Origin of the sequence: Streptomyces hyaluromycini, assembly GCF_002217755.1 — a bacterium.
In the GTDB taxonomy this organism is placed as follows: Bacteria; Actinomycetota; Actinomycetes; order Streptomycetales; family Streptomycetaceae; genus Streptomyces; species Streptomyces hyaluromycini.
Genome location: NZ_BCFL01000024.1, coordinates 149,958 through 167,782, shown reverse-complemented (window position 1 = coordinate 167,782; position 17,825 = coordinate 149,958). Strand labels below are relative to the sequence as shown.

Here is a 17,825-nt window from a genome sequence, read left to right as displayed (position 1 = left end):
AGCTCGGCGAACGCCCGGTGTACTCCCGCGCGCTCGTGTACGACACGGCGTTCACCTGTCGTGCCCAGCGTCGCTCCCGCTTCGACCGCGTCCCCTCCGGCAAGGAGCCGGCGATTCTCGCCATGGGGCGTCCCCCGCGCCTCGGCGTGGGAGGACGCCGTCTCGTGCCGCTGACAGGTCATGGGCCTGTCGGAGGCGACTCGGCGGAGAACTGCGGTGACGGCAGGCGGCACCCGCTCAACGGGCGGTGCCGAAGTCCTGGGTCCAGTAGCTGTTGGGCTGTGCGAGACCGACGCCGATCTCCTTGAACGTGCAGTTGAGGATGTTGGCCTTGTGGCCGGGGCTGGCCATCCAGCCTGCCATGACCTGCTCGGGGGAGGCGTAACCGTAGGCCACGTTCTCGCCGTAGGCGCTCCAGGTGTACCCGGCACTGGTGAGCCGGTCTCCGGGGGAGGAGCCGTCGGACCCGACGTGCGACATGTTCTGGTGAAGCGCCATGTCCTCGCTGTGTGCCTGCGCGACCTTGGACAGGGTCGTGTTCAGGGTCAGGGCCGAACAGCCGACCTTGCTGCGCTCGGCATTGACGAGTTCCAGGATGCGAGCGACGACTCCGGACGCCGTGGCGGTGGCCTTCGGGGTGCTCGACGGCTTGGGGGCCGCGGAAGCGGTGGTGGTGGCCTTCGGGGTGCTGGGCGACGCGGTGATGCTGGGCTTGGGAGCGGTGGTCCGTACGGTGTGCCAGGGCGCTGTGGCCTTCGGCCTCGGCGCGGTGGTCTTCACGGCGCTCGCAGGGGAGTGAGAAGCCTTGGGGGCGCTCGGTGCCTTCGTGGCGCTCGCGGAGGCGCTCGGCGTCTTCGTGGCGCTCGCGGAGGCGCTCGGCGTCTTCGTGGCGCTCGGCGTCGCCGATGTCGTCCGCGAGGGCTCGGCGGTCTGGCCGGCGTCCCAGGGGCGGCCCCAGTTCGCGTTGTTCCACCAGCCCGTCGTGGTCCACGAGTCCTTCGCTGCGCTGCTCTCGGCGCTGTCGGACCGCTGTCCGCCGCTGCCGGGCCAGTTGGTACAGGCCATGGCGGCGGACGGTATGCCCACGGTGCCCACGGCGACGGCAGCGATGACTATCCGCCGGTAATGCGTGTTCTTACGATGTCTACCCATGCGTAACCCGCTCCTGAGCTGCGGCGTCGTCCTGCGGGTCGTCATTCTTAGGACGTCTTCACATGGAGCGCAAAGGGCCTCGGTACTAGCTCGCTTCGTAGGCTCGGGCGGCCCTTGCCATGGGAGTGGGGCGCGCTGGTTCGTTTCCCGGGGTCTGTGCGGAATTCTGTCGCCCCGTCAGGATCCCTGCGTGCGCGCGGAACGGATGAAGATGGCTCGCGGGCGGAGAGCCGTGAATCCAGGCGTGGCGCATGCGCGCCCCAGGACGGACAAATCCCATATGTCGTGAGAGCGGCCTCTACTATCCGGCACGCCTAGGTGCCGGATCTGCTGTGATAGTTGTCACGGAATCATGCATTCCGGTTCTTTCCTGACCTGGATGCCGCGGGTCGGAGTGCGGAGGGGGGCGACGATCGCCTCGGAGTGGCCGCCCTGAGTGTGGGCGCCCGGTTCGACGGGGTCGGGGCTGCCGAAGACCAGGGTGTGGCCCTTGAGGCAGTCGTCGACCTGGCGGCGGGTGACCTCGGAGCCGAACACGATCACCCGGCCGACGATCTCGTGGCCGGGGACGAGCGGGCTGAAGGTGGTGTCAGGCTTCGGGGATGGCACGGCCGTAGGCGGCGAGGGTGACGTTCTCCGGCTCGGGGCCGCCGCGGCGGCCGGTCTCCAGGGCGTCGAGGGCCTTCAGCTCGTCTGCGGTCAGCTCGAAGTCGAAGACGTCGATGTTCTCGGCGATGCGCCGGCGCTTGGTCGACTTGGGGATCACGGAGCGGCCGTGCTGCAGGCCCCAGCGGAGCAGCACCTGGGCGGGACTCTTGCCGTGCGCCTCGGCGATGCCGGTGACGACGGAGTCCTCCAGGACACTGCTGCGGTTCTCGCCGTAGCCCGGGTAGAAGGTGATGCCGCCGATGGGGGACCACGCCTGGTTGAGGATGCCGTGCTGGTCGTCGAAGCCGAGGACGGCGGCCTGCTGGAAGTAGGGGTGGATCTCCAGCTGGTTGACAGCGGGGACGACGGCGGTGGCGTCGAGCAGCGCGGTCAGGTGGTCGACCATGAAATTGCTGACGCCGATGGCCCGGACCCTGCCGTCGGCCAGGAGCTTCTCCAGGGCGCGGTAGGCGGCGAGGGTCCTGTCGAAGTCCGACGGGAGGGCCTGGTGCAGGATGAGCAGGTCGATGCGGTCGACGCCCAGCTTGGCGGCGCTCTTGTCGAAGCCGTGCAGGGTCTCGTCGTACCCGTAGTCGCTGATCCAGATCTTCGTCTCGACGAAGATCTCCTCGCGGGGTACGGCGGATTCGCGGATGGCCCGGCCGACCTCGCGTTCGTTGCCGTACGCGGCGGCGGTGTCGATGTGCCGGTAGCCGAGGTCGAGCGCGGCCGTGACGGCGGCCCGGGTCTCGTCCGGCGGGGTCTGGAAGACGCCGAGTCCGAGGGCGGGCATCTCGACGCCGTTGTTGAGGGTGAGGGTCTGCATCACACGAACCTTTCGGTATGGCCGGCCCGGGCCGGCTGTACGCCCGGTGCGGACGTCGCCGGTGCCCGGCAGAGGCGCTGTGCGCACGGTGCTCCTTCGGACAGATCGGTCTCCGGTGCGGGCCCGGTCGCGGTCGGCCGGGACCTCCGCCCTCTCCAGGGAACCGCGCCTCGGCCCGCAGGTGGGAGTCACTGCTCTTCCAGGTAATGGCAGTACCTCGCAGGCACCTGCCGACGGATCTACCGTGAGGAGACCGGCACAGGAAGCACGACGATCAGGACACGACGACCAGAAGGAGCCACCGCATGTCCGCCCTCGCTGCCACCGCAGAAACTCCGGGGCCCGAGCATGGCTGACACCGGCAGGAAGACTCCGGCGGCCGAGGTCCGCGAGTTCCTGAGCACCCGGCGGGCCCGGATCACCCCCGAGCAGGCCGGGCTGCCGGTCTACGGCGGGAACCGCCGTGTCGCCGGCCTCCGCCGCGAGGAGGTCGCCCTGCTCGCGGGCATGAGCGTGGACTACTACATCCGGCTGGAGCGCGGGAATCTCACCGGCGCTTCGGACTCGGTGCTCGACTCCCTCGCGCAAGCGCTCCAGCTGGACGAGGCCGAACGCACCCACCTCTACGACCTCGCCCGCGCGGCGACGCCGTCGGGGCGACGGCCCACGGTGACCGCGTCCCGCGTGCGCCCCACGATCCTGCGGCTGCTCGACTCGATGACCGACGTGCCGGCGTACGTACGCAACGCGCGCTTCGACATCCTGGCCGCCAACACGCTGGGACGGGCGCTGTACGCACCCGTCTTCGACTCGCCGCTGTTCGCCCGGCGCGGTCCGGTCAACAGCGCCCGCTTCATGTTCCTCGACCCCGCCAGCCGGGAGTTCTGGACGGACTGGGAAAAGGGCGCCGACGACGCGGTCGCCTTCCTGCGCACCGAGACGGGCCGGGCGCCCCACGACAAGGCGCTCACCGATCTGATCGGAGAACTGACGACCAAGAGCGACGACTTCGTCCGCAGGTGGGCCCGCCATGACGTGAAGTTCCACCGCTCCGGCGTCAAGAACCTCCACCACCCGCTGGTCGGTGATCTCGCGTTGCCCTACGAGGCGATGGACCTGCCGGCCGATCCCGGCCTGCGCCTCAACTTCTACACCCCGGAACCGGACTCCCGGGAGCGGGAGGCCCTGGGCCTGCTCGCCAGCTGGGCCGGTTCCGGCACCGTCGCCCCCACTGTGCACGACTGACCGCCACACGATCGAGGAGAACCGTTTCATGCAGTACCGACCGCTCGGCCGCACCGGTGTCCAGGTCAGCCCGCTCTGCCTGGGCGCGATGATGTTCGGCCCCTGGGGCAACGAGGACGAAGCCGACTCGATCCGGATCATCCACCGCGCCCTCGACGCGGGGATCAACTTCGTCGACACCGCGGACGTGTACTCCGCCGGTGTCTCGGAGGAGATCGTCGGCAAGGCCCTCAAGGGCCGCCGCGAGGACGTGTTCCTGGCGACCAAGTTCTTCATGCCGATGGACCGGGACGACCCCAACCAGCGGGGCGGCTCGCGGCGTTGGATCATCCGCGAGGTCGAGAACTCCCTGCGCCGGCTCGGCACCGACCACATCGACCTCTACCAGGTCCACCGCCCCAGCCCGGACACCGACGTCTCGGAGACCCTCGGCGCCCTCTCCGACCTCGTCCACCAGGGCAAGGTCCGTTACATCGGATCCTCGTCCTACTCCGGCTCCCAGATCGTCGAGGCCCAGTGGGTCTCGCGCGAGCGGAACCTGGAGCGGTTCGTGACCGAACAGCCGCCGTACTCGATCCTGGTCCGCGGTATCGAGGAGGACGTGCTTCCCACCGTGCGCCGCCACGGCATGGGCACCCTCACGTACAGTCCGCTCTCCGGAGGCTGGCTCTCCGGCCGCTACCGCAAGCACGCCACCGAGGGGCCCGCCTCCGCGGCCCGCCCCCAGGCCCGCTTCGACATGAGTACCCCCGCCAACCAGCGCAAGCTCGACGCCGTCGAACAACTCGCCGTCCTGGCGGAGAAGGCCGGTCTCACGCTCATCGAGCTCGCCGTCGCCTTCGTCGTCAACCACCCCGGCGTCACCTCGGCGATCATCGGGCCCCGCACCATGGAACAGCTGGAGGCGTTCCTGCCCGCCGCCGATGTCACGCTGTCGGCCGACGTGCTCGACGCCATCGACGAGATCGTCGCACCCGGCGTCACGGTCAACCCGGTCGACAACAGCTACGGCGACTTCGAGCTGCGCGCCGACCAGCGGCGGCGGTGAGGCGCGCAGCACGGCAGGTCACGGGCGGTCGAGGCCGGTACGGCTGGGGCGTGCGCAAGGACAGCGATCAGGCGTTCATCTGAGGGCGGCCGGGGCCGGCACGGACTGCGCCGGACCCCGTGGCGGCTCGGGGCAAGCGGAGCAGCCGTCGTGCTGCGCAACCTCATGCTGCGCATCGGACTCTGGACCGTACAGCTCCCGGTGGCGACTGTGGCAGCGCACCATTCGAGCCGCACGAAGGAATGTTCCGCCATGTGTGAGTCGATGAGCGATTCCCCGGACGCGTACCCGTCCCGCCGAAGGCTGCTGGGCGCGGTGGCCGCATCGGCCTCCGCCGTCGCGGTACCGCTGCTGAGCGCTGAACGGGCTTCGGCCGCCACGCAGGTGACAGCGCCGAGCAGTTCCGGAAGCGGTCTCTCGCTGACCTTGCTGGGGACCAACGGCGGGCCCCCGCCGCTCGCGACCCGGTACGGCATTTCCTCCGCGGTCGTCGTCAACGGCCGCACCTACGTGGTCGACTGCGGACGCGGAGCGGTCACCCAGTACCTGCGTGCAGGGCTCTCGATGCCCTCGCTGGCCGGCATCTTCCTCACCCATCTGCACGCCGACCACATCGTCGACTACTACGCCTTCCCCATGCTGGCGGCCGGCGCCTCGGGCTCGCAGGGCTTCCAGGAGCCCATCGACGTGTACGGCCCCGGTCCGGCCGGCATGTCCTCCACCGTCACGGGTGCTCCCGGGCCACTGCCGGGAACGGTCGGGATGACCCGGCTGGCGGGGCAGGCGTACGCGGCTTCCCCCACCTTCTTCATGGCCGAGCACACGGGTACCGACCCGGGTGCCCTGCTGAACGTCCACGACGTACTGCCTCCCGCCGGCACCCAGGCCTCGGCGGCCCGCACGGCACCGGCCATGCGGCCCTTCACCGTCATGGAGAACGACGACCTCAAGGTCTCCGCGGTCCTGGTCCCGCACGGTGCTGTGTTCCCCGCGTACGCCTACCGCTTCGACACCGACCACGGCAGCGTCGTCTTCTCCGGCGACACCACTCCCACGCCGAACGTCGTGACGCTCGCCCGTGGCGCGGACGTGCTGGTGCACGAGGCGCTCCACCCCGACGGGCTGGCCGGCCTCGGGCTGCCGCAGACCCTGATCGACCACATCCTGGCCGGCCACACCGACGTGGCCCGACTCGGCCGCGTCGCAGCCGAGGCGGACGCCCGTACGCTCGTGGCCACCCACCTCAGCCCCGGACAGCAGACCGCGGTCAGCGACACCACCTGGCGTCGTCTGCTGTCCGACAGCGCGCGCGACGCCGACTACGGCGGCCGCATGCTGCTGGGTTCGGACCTGACGCACTTCGCCGTGCGCCGACGGGGGGCGACCCCCTGACCGGTGTCGCCCGCGACGAGGAACACACGCAGGCGCGGGGCCGTATGCGGTCCCCGACGATTTCCCTGCGGACAACCACCCGGCCCCGGGTCATGCCGGCACGGCCTGCCGTTCGGCGCCCCACTCGGCGGCGCGCAGGGTGTTGACCACGAGCATCGCGATGGTCATCGGCCCGACCCCGCCGGGCACGGGCGTGATGCGCCCGGCGATGCCGTCCAGTTCGGCGGCACGGACGTCTCCCGTGAGTCCGGCGGGGGTGCGGTGGATGCCGGCGTCGATGACGGTGGCGCCGGGTTTGACGTGTTCGGGGCCGACGAGGCCGCGCACTCCTGTGGCCACCACCACGATGTCGGCGGGCCGGGTGACGGCCGCGAGGTCCGCGGTGAACTCGTGGGCGACCGACACGGTGGCGCCCCGCCGCAGCAGCAGCTGCGTCAGCGGGCGTCCCACCAACTCGCCCCAGCCGACCATCGCGACGCACGCGCCCCTGAGCTCGATGCCCTCGGCGTCGAGGAGTTCGATCACACCGCTCGGTGTGCAGGGGCGCAGTCCGCGCTCACCACGGGCCAGCCGGCCGGCGCTCGCGGTGGTGAGGCCGTCCACGTCCTTGGCGACGGGGATGCGGTCGATCAGGGTTGCGGCCGTCAGGTGGGCCGGCAGAGGCAGCTGCAGGAGGATCCCGGACACGTCCGGGTTGTGGGCCAACTCATCGATGACGGTGGCGACTTCGAGCTGTGTGGCCCGCTCGGGCAGCTGCCGGTGGAAGTCACGCATACCCGCCTCTCGGACGGCCCGGCGTTTGGCGGCGACGTAGACGGCGCTCGCCGGGTCGTCGCCGACGAGGACGGTGGCGAGCCCGGGCACGCGTCCCGAGCGTGCGGCCTCGGCGACCCGGTCGGCGACCGAGGCCCGGATCCGCCGGGCGATCCTCGAACCGTCGATCCTGCTTGTCATGGTGGCGAACAGCCTTCCGCTGGTGAACGATTCGCCCGGTGGAGAGGACTGCGGGCCGGATACGGCCCGGGCGGCCGCGGCCGTACGGCCGCCGGAACCTGTTGGTGTCCTCCGGCGCGCGACAGGACCACCTGTCCCCGTGCCGGGCGGTTTGCCTGCCGGAACAAGGGAGTTGCTAGGCGAAGACGATGGTGTGGTTGCCGTTGCGGACGACCCTGTCCTCCGCGTGCCAGAGCACGGCGCGGGAGAGGACGGCCCGTTCGACGTCGGCACCGCGACGGGCGAGGTCCGCGGCCGTGTCCGCGTGGCTGACGCGAACGACGTCCTGCTCGATGATCGGGCCCTCGTCGAGGTCCTCGGTGACGTAGTGGGCGGTGGCCCCGACCAGCTTCACGCCCCGCTCCTTGGCCTTGGCGTACGGCCCGGCGCCGATGAAGGCGGGGAGGAAGGAGTGGTGGATGTTGATGATCGGCACTCCGGCCTTCTCGATGAAGTCACCGGAGAGGATCTGCATGTAGCGGGCGAGGACGACGAAGTCGACGTTGTCCTTGAGCAGGCGCAGGTGTTCGGCCTCGGCCGCCGACTTGTCCGGGCCCGTCGACGGCACGTGGAAGAAGGGGATTCCGAACGAGCGGACCTCCTCGGCGACATCGGGGTGATTGGAGATCACCATCGGTATGCCGACCGGGAGCTGGCCCCGCCGGTGGCGCCACAGCAGGTCGAGGAGGCAGTGGTCGGACTTGCTGGCGAAGACCGCCATCCGCTTCGGGACGGACAGGTCGCGCAGCGTGCAGGTGAGGCCGTACCGCTTGACGAGGTGTTCGTCGAGGTCGGCTCGCAGAGCGGGCAGGGCCGCCTGGAGGGCGTCGAGGGTGAAGACGGTGCGCTGGAAGAAGGCGCCGCCCTGCGGGTTGTCGGAATACTGGTCCAGGGACACGATGTTGGCGTTGTGGCCGCTGAGGACCGAGGTCAGAGCGGAGACGATGCCGGTGGCGTCGGCGCCCTGGACGATCAGGGAGGCCTGGTGACCGGGCGTCCTGGCATTCCTTGCCGAGGGGACAGCTTTGTCCTGGGCGAGCGTCATGCCTCGATCTCCTTCCTGAACCGGGCGGCCCATTCGGCGGTGGCCCGCAGTCCGCCGAACGTGTAGAAGTGGACCTTCACCTCGCCATGGCGGGCGGGGTCGTAGCCCTCGGCGAGCGCCCGCAGGAACCGGTCCGGGCCGGCGGTGCCCATGAGGTTGGTCAGGGACAGGCCGTACTTCCTGGCGATGGTGGCGCTGGTGCCGACGCCGAAGCGGGCCGCGTAGGACAGCAGGCGCCGCACCCCGGCCGGTCCGGGAACACCGATCCGGACCGGGAGCGCGATGTCCATGCCGCGCACCCGCTCGATCCAGGCGAGTACGGGATCCACGTCGAAGCCGAACTGGGTGATGACACTGCCGTCCAGGCCCCGCGCCGCCAGCGCCGCGCTCTTGTCCCGCAGCGCCGACCACAGGACGTCCTCGGCGATGGCGGGATGGCCCTCCGGGTAGCCGCTGATGCCGACGTGCCGGACGCCGAACTCGTTCAGCAGACCCGATTCGATCAGGGAGAGCGAGTCCTCGTACGGGCCCTCCGGGCGGGCGGGGTCGCCTCCGACGGTGAACACGTTGTCGCAGGTTCCGTCGGCTCGCAGTCCGGCCAGAAAACCCTCGAAGTCGGCCTTGGAGCCGAGGCGGCGGGCCGAGAGGTGCGGCACCGGTACGAAGCCGAGCCGCTTCACGGCCCGGGCGGCGGCCAGCCGCATCTCCAGGTTCTCGTTGGCGAGGAAGGTGATGTTGACGCGCGTGTCCCGGGGGATCGTGTCCCCGGTCTCTTGCAGCCCGGGTACGTCCTTGCCGGTCATCTCCAGCGAGAAGTCCTCCAGCAGCGATGTGCTCACCGCCGCCGGAGCCGTGTCGAAGGGGTTCATGGTGCTCCTTGTCGAACGTGTGCGGGCGCGCGGCACCGCCGGACGAGACCGCTCGGGAGAGGTGAGCGGCTCGCCCGGCCCGAGAGGGGTGCCGGGCGGTGCCGGACCGGTCAGGCGTCGCGGCGGTACCGGGTGCGGGCGTGCTGGTCGAAGGGGCTCGGCTGCACGGTGGCGCGGATGCGCGGGAAGCCGAGGTCGGCCTCGGGGGCGGTGCCGCCGCCGGGGTGCTCGCCCCACACCACGCTCACCGCGGTGCCGGGCGCGGAGTGCGCGGGCGCGATCAGGGTCTGGGCCAGCACGGTGCCGACCGGGTCGACCGACGCGATCTGCATCGTCACGCCGGCCAGGCCGCCCTCGCCGCTCTCCACCCGGTGCCGTGCGTAGCTGAGCACGAATCCGGGGTCCCGGCCGTCGCCCAGCACCCGGTGCACGTCGTCCGGGTCGAGTACCAGGGTGACCTTCTTGCGGAGCTCGTTGTCCTCGGCCTTGTCCTTGGCCTTCAACAGGGCGTCCCGGCCCTGGAAGTCATGGCCGAAGTGGATCAACTTGCCGTAGCCGAGCTCGTACGGGGAGACGTAGTGGTCCTCGATGTTCCGCGAGAAGTGGCTGCCGCTGAGCGGGCGTTGGCCCTCGATGCCGAACAGGGGCAAGTACCTGCGGTATTCGAGCAGTTCGGGGTCGGTGTAGATGCCGGGGACCGGCGAGGGGATCCAGCCGCTCTCCACGCTGGGTGTGGTGTAGGCGAGGGCACCGACCTGGACCAGTCCGAGCGGCTCGCCCGCCTTGAGGAACGCCTCGTGGACGTAGGCCCCGTGCTCCCAGGGGCCGATGAACTCGTAGCCGGCCTGGCCGGCCATCCCGTGGCGCAGGGCCCGGAACGCGCGTCCGTCGAGGGCGACCGGCGTGGAGTGGAAGAACTTCGTCTCCGGCAGCGGTCCGCCGAAGGCGCTTTGCACCACGTCCAGGGCCCGCGGCCCCTGGATCTGATAGCGGAAGAGCTTCGGAGCGCGCCCGCCGGGCCGGAAGGCGGAGGAGGGATCGGTGACGAACGAGACGTCGTAGCCGCCCTTCTCCGCGTGGTACTGCACCCAGTGCTGCGCGGCCGGGATCCCGCTGAGCAGGTAGCGGTTCTCGCCCTCGCGGGCGAGGATCCCGTCGGTGACGATGTGGCCGTCGCGAGTGACCGGCACGTACTGCTTGGCCTGTCCGACCGCGAACTTCTCGAAGTTGTTGACGCCGTGGTCGGCCAGCACCCGCGTGGCGTCCGGCCCCTCGATCCACATGTCGTACATGTGATGCGACAGGTTGAGCAGCGCCACGCCCTCGTGCCAGGCCGCCTGCTCCTGCCGCCATCCGGCGAACTCCCGCTCGACGACCTCGGGGGTCCAGGGCTCGGCACCGGGCTTCCACAGCAGGTCGACGGGCGAGCCCGCCTTGTCGATGCCGTCCTGAAGGCTGGGGGGTGTCATGCGGCTCCTTCCTGGGGCAGACGCTTCGCTAGATCGATCTAGCGAAGCGTCCACGTCTGCTTCGGCGCGAGTTGGTGAGTGTGGACGGAGGGGTTGGGCATGGGGTACTTAATCGATCTAGTAGGACGCTAACAGGGGCACTCCCGGGTTGAGGAGGCGCGTGCGCCGCACTCTTTAGTTGCGTACGGCGTAAGGAACCTCGTGCAGGATCTGATTGCGGAAGTACCCCAGGTACGTGGGCTAGCCTGAACTTAATCGTTCTAGGGTCGGGGCGGCACGCCTGGTGGCACCGCTGGAGGGCCGGAGCCGTGGTCCGATGAGGAGAGGGGATCCGGGATGGGCCGTTCCGGCCGGGTGACGTTGAGCGACGTGGCCAAGGCGTCCGGAGTGTCGCGGGCCACGGTGAGCTTCGTACTGAATGACGACCCACGGCAGACGATCTCCGCGGCGACCCGCGAGCGGGTCCTGGAAGCCGCCCAGGACCTGGGGTACGTCCCGCACGGGATCGCCCGGGCCCTGCGCGAGGGCTCCTCCCGTGTCGTGGTGCTCAATGTCGACTGGGGCATGGAGGGCAACTTCTCCCGGAGCTACGTCCGTGGCCTGGACGAGGAACTCGCCGAGCACGACCACATCCTGCTGGTCCGGCACGGGCACGCGAATCCGGAAGCCACGCAGAAGGTCCTCGACACCATCGTGCCGCGAGCGGTGCTGCGGCTCGGGGAGGTGTACCTGCGTGGGGAGGAACCCACCGACGAGGACTGGGAACGCGGGTTCGCAGCCAACGCCGCACTGCAGATCCGCCACCTCGCCGAACGGGGGCACACGCGCATCGCGATGGCCCTGCCGGACCACGACTTCCCGCTGACCGGCGCCCGGTTGGGTTTCGCCCAGGAGACCGCTCGGCAGCTGGGAATTCCACCCTTGGAACGCTTCGTCGTCCCCCGGCCGCGAGAGGCCGGCGCCGCCGCCGTCGAGGCGTTCCTGGCGGCCCACGGAGATGTGACGGCCCTGGCGGCGTTCGACGACGACATCGCGCTGCGGAGCATCACGGCCCTGCGGGACCTCGGGCGGCGCGTGCCCGACGACGTGGCCGTGATCGGCTTCGACGAGACCGAGTACGGCTCCCTGACCACGCCCGCGCTCACCACCGTGCACATCGACGCGGAGATCCTCGGACGCATCGCCGCCCGAGCGGTCCTCGGCATCGACACCGAGGGCCTGGCGCCGGTGCCGGGACGGGTTGTGGTGCGCGAGTCGGTCTGACGGCCGGGTGGCCGCCGCCGGGGAAAGGGACATCGTCCACCGAGCCGATCGAGGCAGCCCTTCGGTGCAGTCGACAGCTCCACGTCACCCGGATGCCGCGGTCGCCCGGCGGGTCCGGACGGGCGGGCGGCACCGTAGAGGCATCGGGGGCGAGGGGCGCGAGGGCGCACGGACGACGACTGAGGCGGTTCGCGTGGCGGACGAGACGGCCGGGACGACGACGAACGGGAACGGAACCGCTGCCACGGACCCGAGGACCTGTCTGGTGACCGGTGGCAGCGGCTACATCGGCGGGCGGCTGGTGCCGGAGCTGCTGGACGCCGGGTACCGGGTGCGCTGCCTGGTGCGCACGCCCCGGAAGCTGCGCGACCAGCCGTGGGCCGGGCGGGTGGAGGTCGTACCGGGCGATGTCGCCGACGCGGGCTCGGTGGCCGCGGCGATGGAGGGCGTCCGCGCCGCCGAACGCGCGCAGAAGCGGGGCACCGCCTCCCGGCCGAGCGATGCGGGCGGACCCGGCGGCCCATCCGAACCCGCCCCGGCCGCACCCTCGGCTCCTCGCGAGTTGCCGTAGCCGGTCAGGGCTCCGCCTGGTAAAGGCACAGGATGCGAACCATCCGTATCGGTGGAACGCTCGAAATCATGGACAAAACGCGACTGGTCCCCCTCCGAGGCAGCAAGCGCACCGCTCACGCGCATGCGCGCTCGACCGGAGCGGTGAGCGATTCAGAACGCATCGAGGTCACTCTGGTCCTGCGCCGTCGCGCCGAGATCCCTGACGGTCTGGTCGAAGGACCTGAGACGATCACGCGTGAGGAACTGGCGGCGCGTTACGGCGCCGACCCGGCCGACATCGACAGGGTGAAGCGGTCGGCGGAGCAGCACGGGCTGACGGTGACGCTGGTGGATCCGGCCTCACGCCGGATCAAGATATCCGGAACGCTCGGTCAGCTGCGGTCCGTGGTGAAGGCCGACTCGCTGACCATGGTCACCACCCCCGACCCGGCGGACGAAGGACGGATGGTAGAGCACCGGCAGCGGGCCGGCGAGCTGCGCATCCTGCCCGAGTGGGACGGCGTGGTGATCGGCGTGACGGGTCTGGACAACCGGCCGCAGGCCCGCCCGCACATCCAGCGCCTGGAGGCCCACGCCGCCCTCTCGTCGTACTCGCCCGTCGACCTCGGCAGGATCTACCGCTTCCCGCCGGGCACGGACGGCAGCGGTCACACGATCGGCATCGTCGAACTCGGCGGCGGGATACCGGAAGGCGACATGGACGCGTACTTCGCCGAGCTGGGCATCCCCACGCCGCTCGTGGACGTTGTCGAGGTGGGCAACGGCAGCAACAGCCCGGGTGACCCCGCCGACGGGGAGGTGATGCTCGACATGGAGGTGATCGGCGCGCTGGCACCCGGTGCGCGCCAGGTCGTGTACTTCGCGGAGAACAGCGCGCAGGGCTTCGCCGACGCCATCAGCACCGCGGTGTTCGCCGATCCCACCCCCACGGCGGTGAGCATCAGTTGGGGCCAGCGTGAGGACCTGTGGACCGCCCAGGGCCGCGCGATCCTCGACGCCACGCTGGCCGACGCCGCCGCCATGGGCGTCACCGTTTGCGTGGCCGCCGGCGACAACGGCTGCAGCGACGGCGATTCGACGGGAAAGCAGCACACCGACTTCCCCGCTTCGAGCCCTCGCGCTCTCGCCTGCGGCGGCACGCGCCTGGACGCCGACCCGGTCAGCGGCACCATCACGTCCGAGACCGTGTGGAACGACGGCCACGGGTCCGCCTCCGGCGGCGGCGTCAGCCGCAAGTTCAGGCAGCCCAGTTGGCAGGCGAACGTCGGCGTGCCCAACGGCACCGGCCAGGCCCGCCGACGCGGCGTGCCCGATGTGTCCGCCGACGCCGACCCGCGGACCGGATACAAGGTGCTCATCCACGGCCACGACGAGATCATCGGCGGCACCAGCGCCGTGGCGCCGCTCTGGGCCGCGCTGACCGTCCGTCTCGCCGAGGCGGTCGGCCACCCGCTCGGCATGCTCCAGCCCGCACTGTACGACGGCGCGGCACCGGGCGTGAGCCCGGCCGGTTTCCGTGACATCACCCTGGGAGACATCGGCGACTTCACGGCCACGCCCGGCTGGGACGCCTGCACAGGGCTCGGTGTCCCGGACGGCCAGGCACTGCTGGCCCGCCTCGTCCCGGCCTGACAGCCCCACGCCGGATGTGCCGCCCACCAGGAAGCCTCTGGTGGGCGGCACGGAGTGCGCCGTACCGGGGGCGTCGTGCGCGCCTTCTCAATTCGGCGGATCCGGTTGCCGTTCCAGCCGGTACCCGTGCCCCCGCAACGTGGTGATCCGGGGCAGCCGGGCCTGCCGCCCGTCCGCCTGTGCCGCCTCGGTCAGTCTGCGGCGCAGGCCCGCCAACGTGACGTCGAGGGTCTTGGTGGAGCCGAACCAGTTCTCGTCCCACACCTCGGCCATCAGCGTCTCGCGCGAGACCGCCTCGCCGGCCCGCTCGGCCAGCACCGCCAGCAGGTCGAACTCCTTGGCCCGCAGCGGGACCTCGACACCGAGCAGGGCGCAGCGCCGGGCCGTCACGTCGACGACCAGATCGCCCAGCCGCACCGGCTCCCGGGCCGGCACGGCCACCGCGTGCCGCCTGAGATGGGCCCGCAGCCGGGCGAGCAGCACGGTCAGGCTGAACGGCTTGACCAGGTAGTCGTCGGCGCCGGCGTCCAGCCCGGCGATGATGTCGATGTCGTCGGTCCGTGCCGTCAGGACGACGATCAGCAGGTCGGGGAGGCGGCCACGCAGCTGCCGGGCGACGTCCAGGCCGTCCATGTCCGGCAGCCCCAGGTCCAGCAGCAGTACCTCGTACGGTGCCCGCCCGGCCTCCGCCAGTGCGCCCGCTCCGGTGCGGCACCACGTCGGCGCGTAGTCGTGGCCGCGCAGGCCGGTCTCCAGGTGGCGGCCGATGGTGTCGTCGTCCTCGACGACGAGGACGCGCAGTCGGCTGCGGTCCGCTGCGGCAGGCGTGCGCATGGCCGACAGCCTAGGCGCTCCGCTGGAAGGGCCGCGATCTTCCGGCTGCGGCGCCGTCGTGGCTGGTCGCGCAGTTCCTCCCCCAGCCTTCGGCCGGGGGTACCCCCAGCGCCCCTTTGGGGCGCTGCCTTTGGAGCGGCTCGGCATCGGTGTACGCCGTGTTCACAGGTCGCGGAGCTCCTCCACGGCGGGGCGGTGGCTGCCGCGGATGCCGTTGAGGGCCGCGGCCAGGACGGCGGCGACGGCGGCTGCCCCGGTGAGGGCCAGGTAGGCGCCGGGGACCGACAGGACCGCGGGTGGCGGATCGAAGACGCCGGTCAGGACCTTGACCAGCATCTCCGAAAGGGCCCAGCCGATGAGGGCGCCGCCGGCCAGGCCGCCGACGGCCAGCAACAGGGCCTCGGAGAGGACCATGCCGCGCAGGTGGCGCGGTTGTGCGCCGAGGACGGTGGCGATGGCGAAGGTGCGGCGGCGTTCGGCGAGTCCGAGGGCGAGGACCAGGCCGCCGGCCCCGGCGGCGAGCAGCACGGCGTAGGCGAGCTCGATGCGGGTGAGGCCGGCCAGGTCGACGGAGGTCAGGCTGGTGCCGACGGTGCCGCGGGTCTGGGTGAGGTCGGTGACGGTGGCCCGGGTACCGAGCTGCCGGCGCAGCTGTGCGGCGACCTGCTGCTGGTTCGTGCCGCCGGTGTCGAGGAGGAAGGCGCCGGCCGAGTCGTCGCCGGTGGCCCTGGCGATGTAGGAGGCGTTGGCGACGAAGAAGCTGTCCTTGGGGGCGGTGGGGAACTCCTTGGCGATGCCGGCGTAGTGGAAGGGGACCGTGCGCAGGGACTTGGTGCGGGCGTCCTGGATGCGCAGGTTGACGGTGTCGCCGGGGGAGAGCTGGAAGTCGTTCACGGTCTCGACGCTGACGAGGAGGTTGTCCGGGCGCTCGGCGAGGCGGCGCATCAACTGGCCGGCGGTGCCGCCCGCGAAGTAGGCGTCCTGGAGCGAGGTGGCCCGCGCGATGGTGCCGGGGCGGACGCCGTAGAGGTCCTGGAGGTCGGAGCCGACGTAGGCGAAGCGGTGCTGGAGGGGTTCGACGTGCCGTACGCCGGAGATCTTCAGCGCTGCCCCGGCGGTGGGCGGGACCTGGGCGCCGGGTGGTTCGGTGACGGTGACGTCGGCGCCGTTGGTCAGCCGGGCGTCTACCTCGGCCTGCTGGTGGTAGGTGGCGTTGAAGACGGCGGTGGAGACCGCGAAGGAGACGGCGAGGGCGAGCAGCACCACCGACCGGGCGACCGGGCGGCGCCGCCGGGAGAGCGTGGCCGCGGTGGTCCCGGCCAGGGTCGCGGTCAGCGGCCGGACCAGCCGGGTCAGGGCGGGGCGGCCGTGGGTGAGGGCGAGCAGGGTGAGGCGCCACAGCAGCAGGGCCGCGCCGATCCACAGCAGGGCGGGGCCGAGGAAGGCCCAGTACGACACGGAGATGCTGGGGACGCCCTCGGGCGCGAGGACGAGCGCGTACTGGTTGCCGGAGGAGGCCCGGAAGACGAGCCACGAGGCGATGAGGAGGGCGAAGTCCAGGCCGTACCGCATCCACCAGGGCGACCGGGAGGGGCGTACGTCCTCCTGCCTGCGGGTGTCGGCCACGGTGACCGTGCGCAGGTCCCGCAGGGCGGGGACGAGGACGGCGCCCGCGGCCACCGCGGCTCCGAGGACGAAGGCGACGGCGTACCAGACGGACCAGGTCGCCGCGCTCGCCCCGAAGGAGGCCGTGCCGAAGGCGAGACGGCCGGTGAGGGCGGCGATGCCCAGCCCGGCCAGACCTCCTGCGAGGCCGATCAGGGCGGCCTCCAGACCGGCGAGTGCGGTGATCTGACGGGGCCTGAGGCCACGCAGCCGCAGCAGTCCCTGTTCCTGGCGGCGCCGTTCGCCGCCGGCCGAGGCGACCGCCGCCGTCAGCGCGGCGGCCAGCACCGCGCCCGGCACACCGAGGAAGAGGAAGAGGATCTGGGCGTACAGGGCGTCCTGGCGGGCCGAGTCGAGAGCCGCGCCGACGTTGTTGCCGACCAGGGCGGTGCCCGAGGCGCGGGCTTCGAGGTGGTGGGCGGCGCCGGTGACGGCGGAGTACGCGGAGGCCGGGTCGGAGGGCAGCCGGGTGGTGTCGCGGGCGGCGTGGATCTGGGTGGTGACACCGGTGGCGCCGCGGGTGAGGGCGGCGAAGCCGGCGGCGGGCAGCAGGACGACGTTGTCAGGGGGCGCGGTCGGCTGGGACTGGCTGGGGGCGCCGACGGTCTGGAAGAGCGAGTCGGCCTGGGGCAGGTCGACCACGCCGTCCACCTTCACCTGGCGCAGACCGGCACCGGGCAGCTGGATGCCGACGGTGTCGCCGGGGGCCGCGTGCAGGTTGGAGGCGGTCTGCTGGGCCAGCAGGACACCGGTGGACGCGCCGGAGAGTGTGCGGACGGCGTCGGGGAAGCGGGCGCGGTAGCCGTCGGGCAGGCCGAGCGCCATGCCGGGGCCGGTGGTCTGGGTGCTGCCCTGCACGCGGGCGGTGAAGCCGCTGGTGTGCGCGAAGCCGACGGGCAGGGCGGTACGGGTGCCGGGGGTCCCGGCCACCAGGGACAGGACCGTGTGCGGGTCGGCCCCGGGCTGCACCTGGACCTGCCAGTCCACGGCGACCGAGCGCACCGCGCGCTGGGTCATGGTCGCCTTCGACGCGGTGAGGAAGGAGCCGAGCGAGGCGACCAGGGCGACCGCGAGCGCGATGCCGGTCAGGGCGGCCAGGAGCCGTCCGGCGCGGTGGCGGGCCAGGCCACGGGCCCAGGTGACGATCATGGCATCTCCTCGGAGGCCGGCG

General features: G+C 71.5%; 15 protein-coding genes and 1 pseudogene. 7 read left to right on the top strand and 9 right to left on the bottom strand.

Annotated features, from left to right (window positions below; genetic code table 11):
• Nucleotides 1–237: 237 nt before the first annotated feature.
• Complete coding sequence (locus tag SSP29_RS61335; RefSeq protein ID WP_368669270.1) at nt 238–780, bottom strand: CAP domain-containing protein; 543 nt, start codon at nt 778–780, stop codon at nt 238–240.
• Between the two features lie 25 nt (nt 781–805).
• On the opposite strand from SSP29_RS61335, the gene SSP29_RS61330 reads away from it, so the two are divergent.
• The gene (locus SSP29_RS61330) at nt 806–1,126 is read left to right on the top strand and encodes a hypothetical protein (protein WP_368669269.1); all 321 of its coding nucleotides are present in this window, start codon (nt 806–808) and stop codon (nt 1,124–1,126) included.
• A gap of 368 nt (nt 1,127–1,494) precedes the next feature.
• Here the strand turns inward: SSP29_RS61330 and SSP29_RS31580 are convergent, their stop codons facing one another.
• A complete protein-coding gene (locus SSP29_RS31580) occupies nt 1,495–1,761 on the bottom strand; it encodes a hypothetical protein (RefSeq protein WP_089104269.1) in 267 nt (88 codons plus the stop codon).
• Complete coding sequence (locus SSP29_RS31575) at nt 1,742–2,626, bottom strand: aldo/keto reductase (protein WP_089104268.1); 885 nt, start codon at nt 2,624–2,626, stop codon at nt 1,742–1,744. The genes SSP29_RS31580 and SSP29_RS31575 overlap by 20 nt, the downstream gene beginning before the upstream one ends.
• Before the next feature lie 348 nt (nt 2,627–2,974).
• Between SSP29_RS31575 and SSP29_RS31570 the strand changes: the two genes are divergently transcribed.
• From SSP29_RS31570 to SSP29_RS31560, 3 genes are all read left to right on the top strand, one after another.
• Nucleotides 2,975–3,871, top strand: coding sequence for a helix-turn-helix transcriptional regulator (locus SSP29_RS31570; protein ID WP_089104267.1), 897 nt, complete (start codon nt 2,975–2,977; stop codon nt 3,869–3,871).
• A gap of 28 nt (nt 3,872–3,899) precedes the next feature.
• Complete coding sequence (locus tag SSP29_RS31565; protein ID WP_089104266.1) at nt 3,900–4,919, top strand: aldo/keto reductase; 1,020 nt, start codon at nt 3,900–3,902, stop codon at nt 4,917–4,919.
• Nucleotides 4,920–5,183: 264 nt separating this feature from the next.
• On the top strand, nt 5,184–6,311 hold the full coding sequence (locus tag SSP29_RS31560; protein ID WP_245883309.1) for an MBL fold metallo-hydrolase: 1,128 nt from the start codon (nt 5,184–5,186) through the stop codon (nt 6,309–6,311).
• A 90-nt stretch (nt 6,312–6,401) separates the two neighbouring features.
• Here SSP29_RS31560 and SSP29_RS31555 read toward each other — a convergent pair whose 3' ends face one another.
• From SSP29_RS31555 to SSP29_RS31540, 4 genes are all read right to left on the bottom strand, one after another.
• The gene (locus SSP29_RS31555; RefSeq protein WP_089104265.1) at nt 6,402–7,265 is read right to left on the bottom strand and encodes a bifunctional 5,10-methylenetetrahydrofolate dehydrogenase/5,10-methenyltetrahydrofolate cyclohydrolase; all 864 of its coding nucleotides are present in this window, start codon (nt 7,263–7,265) and stop codon (nt 6,402–6,404) included.
• A gap of 175 nt (nt 7,266–7,440) precedes the next feature.
• Entirely contained in the window at nt 7,441–8,349 is a 909-nt protein-coding gene (purU, locus tag SSP29_RS31550) for a formyltetrahydrofolate deformylase (RefSeq protein WP_089104264.1), read from the bottom strand.
• Nucleotides 8,346–9,218, bottom strand: a complete 873-nt coding sequence (locus tag SSP29_RS31545; RefSeq protein WP_150135271.1) for a methylenetetrahydrofolate reductase — start codon at nt 9,216–9,218, stop codon at nt 8,346–8,348. Before SSP29_RS31545 ends, purU begins: the two co-directional genes overlap by 4 nt.
• Before the next feature lie 110 nt (nt 9,219–9,328).
• A complete protein-coding gene (locus SSP29_RS31540; RefSeq protein WP_089104263.1) occupies nt 9,329–10,687 on the bottom strand; it encodes an aminomethyltransferase family protein in 1,359 nt (452 codons plus the stop codon).
• A 336-nt stretch (nt 10,688–11,023) separates the two neighbouring features.
• Here SSP29_RS31540 and SSP29_RS31535 point away from each other — a divergent pair, with 336 nt between their 5' ends.
• From SSP29_RS31535 to SSP29_RS31525, 3 genes and pseudogenes are all read left to right on the top strand, one after another.
• Nucleotides 11,024–11,950: a LacI family DNA-binding transcriptional regulator gene (locus tag SSP29_RS31535; RefSeq protein WP_089104262.1), complete on the top strand. Its 927-nt coding sequence runs from the start codon at nt 11,024–11,026 to the stop codon at nt 11,948–11,950.
• 262 nt (nt 11,951–12,212) lie between these two features.
• Nucleotides 12,213–12,410, top strand: a pseudogene (locus tag SSP29_RS56750) (NAD(P)H-binding protein); the annotation flags it as partial.
• 254 nt (nt 12,411–12,664) lie between these two features.
• Nucleotides 12,665–14,155 carry a S53 family peptidase gene (locus SSP29_RS31525; RefSeq protein ID WP_150135269.1) on the top strand — a complete coding sequence of 497 codons (1,491 nt, stop codon included), beginning with the start codon at nt 12,665–12,667 and terminating at the stop codon, nt 14,153–14,155.
• 87 nt (nt 14,156–14,242) lie between these two features.
• Here SSP29_RS31525 and SSP29_RS31520 read toward each other — a convergent pair whose 3' ends face one another.
• A complete protein-coding gene (locus tag SSP29_RS31520; RefSeq protein ID WP_089104260.1) occupies nt 14,243–14,989 on the bottom strand; it encodes a response regulator transcription factor in 747 nt (248 codons plus the stop codon).
• Between the two features lie 162 nt (nt 14,990–15,151).
• On the bottom strand, nt 15,152–17,803 hold the full coding sequence (locus tag SSP29_RS31515; protein ID WP_089104259.1) for an ABC transporter permease: 2,652 nt from the start codon (nt 17,801–17,803) through the stop codon (nt 15,152–15,154).
• Nucleotides 17,804–17,825 lie beyond the last annotated feature (22 nt).